Genomic DNA, 1,070 nt, shown 5'->3' with positions numbered 1-1,070 from the left:
CGAGCACGTGCGAGCACACCAGCGAGACGACGGTCCCGCCGCCCTCGACCCGGGTGGCGGTCAGCGCCCATCCCGGTCCGAGTTCGGGGTTGACGTCCACCTCCGCCTGCTGGTCCGCCCAGGCGAGGACGTCGGCGGCGGGGATCGGCTCGGGCGGGTAGCGCAGCGGGTAGCTGTGGTGACCCGGTTCGAGCCGGGGGCGCGCGCCGGGGATGTGCGGGCGCACGACGCGCCGGCCGAGGGGGCTGCGGCCGAGCGCGTCGTGCAGCGAGATCAGCAGGGGGGCGCCGACGGTGTCGCCGGTGCGCCACAGTCCCTGCAGGGCGACGGGCATGCCGAGGCCACGGTGTCTGTGCAGGAAGATCTCGTCCACCACGCTGAGCCGGTTCACCTCCCCGACGGTAGCCGCGATCCTTGACCCAAGCTATGAATCGAGGTTCAATCCTTTCGTGGCCTACCGCCGGACCCCCGCCGTGCAGCAACGGCTCGACGCGCAACGCGACGCGATCGCCGACGCCGCGGTGAGCCTGCTGTCCGAACGGGGCTACCAGGGCCTGTCCATCGCGGCCGTCGCCGAGCGGGCCGGCGTCGCCACCGGCAGCGTCTACCGGCACTACGTGGACAAGTCCGAGCTGATGGTGCGCATCTTCCGCAGCCTGTGCGGGCGGGAGGTCGACGCCGTGGTCGCCGCCGCCGAGACGGCACGGCCGGACGGCGCCGCCGCGCAGGTCGCCGCCGTCGTCGAGACCTTCGCCCGTCGCGCCATGCGCAACCCCACCCTGGCCTACGCCCTGCTCGCCGAACCCGTCGACGCGGCCGTCGACGCCGAGCGCCTGGTGCTGCGACGCGCCTTCGCGGCCGCGTTCGAAGGGGCCGTCCGCCGGGGCATCGACTCGGGCGATCTCGCCCCCCGGAACGCGGCCCTCGCCGCCGCCGCCCTCGTCGGCGCTGTCGGCGAGGTCCTCACCGGTCCGCTGCAGTCCGGTGCGGCCGCCGCCGACACCGTTCCCGAACTCGTCGCATTCGCCCTACGCGCAATAGGAGCCCGACAGTGAATTCGCCCGCCCCCC

At 74.2% G+C, this 1,070-nt stretch carries 1 protein-coding gene and 1 pseudogene; one reads left to right on the top strand and one right to left on the bottom strand.

The window, feature by feature from the left end; genetic code table 11:
• Nucleotides 1–391 (bottom strand): annotated as a pseudogene (locus CQZ88_RS14070) (hypothetical protein); the annotation flags it as partial.
• A gap of 58 nt (nucleotides 392–449) precedes the next feature.
• Between CQZ88_RS14070 and CQZ88_RS14065 the strand changes: the two are divergent.
• Nucleotides 450–1,055, top strand: a complete 606-nt coding sequence (locus CQZ88_RS14065) for a TetR/AcrR family transcriptional regulator (RefSeq protein WP_029541968.1) — start codon at nucleotides 450–452, stop codon at nucleotides 1,053–1,055.
• Nucleotides 1,056–1,070 lie beyond the last annotated feature (15 nt).

This window comes from Rhodococcus sp. ENV425 (assembly GCF_002887785.1).
Taxonomy (GTDB): Bacteria; Actinomycetota; Actinomycetes; order Mycobacteriales; family Mycobacteriaceae; genus Rhodococcus; species Rhodococcus aetherivorans.
This window is presented reverse-complemented; position numbering and strand designations above follow the sequence as displayed.